Source organism: Wolbachia endosymbiont of Drosophila barbarae, from assembly GCF_044752445.1.
GTDB classification, from domain to species: Bacteria; Pseudomonadota; Alphaproteobacteria; order Rickettsiales; family Anaplasmataceae; genus Wolbachia; species Wolbachia pipientis.
Genome location: NZ_JBIXJM010000075.1, coordinates 1 through 608, shown reverse-complemented (window position 1 = coordinate 608; position 608 = coordinate 1). Strand labels below are relative to the sequence as shown.

1 pseudogene is annotated in these 608 nt (G+C 35.0%); it reads right to left on the bottom strand.

Annotated elements, in window-relative coordinates:
- Nucleotides 1–81: 81 nt before the first annotated feature.
- Nucleotides 82–608 (bottom strand): annotated as a pseudogene (locus tag ACIPNH_RS01055) (hypothetical protein); the annotation flags it as partial.

The window sequence follows — 608 nt, the reverse complement described above, 5'->3', positions numbered from 1 at the left end:
AATCCTTTCGTCGTGCTGTTGATTCTGCCTTCCTATGACCTGTTCGGACTATTATGAGAAATGCTATAACACTCCCTCAATTTATATTGAAATACCTTTATTAGTATCTTTTTTTTGTTGTGACTCAGCAACCTGTTTAGCCCAATCTAGTGGTCTTTTATTTCTGTTAGCTAATGCAATTCTATTGCGATCATAACCATCAGTGTGTTCTGTTAAAGTATCTCCTCTTTCTTCTTCTATTACTCCAGCTTTCAGTTGTGCTTCATCTTTCTCTAGTAATTTATATAGTTCGCTATTTTTATCTACAGTTGGATTAGTGTCATTATTTTCTCGTTCTGCCACTGTTTTTTCTAACCACTTACGTATAGGGTCATATTGTTTACCTTCTCCTATCTTTTCTAAAATGTTTTCTGAGAATGAATCTTTAGGAATATTTTCTTTAGTAGCCTGTTGTGCCGGTTCTCTTAACCCTTTATCCGGGTTTCCCAATGCTCCTTTTAACTCACTCGTATCTCCGATTTCTTTTGGTTCAATGTTTTCTAAGCTCTTCTTTAACTGTTCAGGATTTACTTGAGATTGTTCATTATTGTCATGAGTTGGAGATGAAT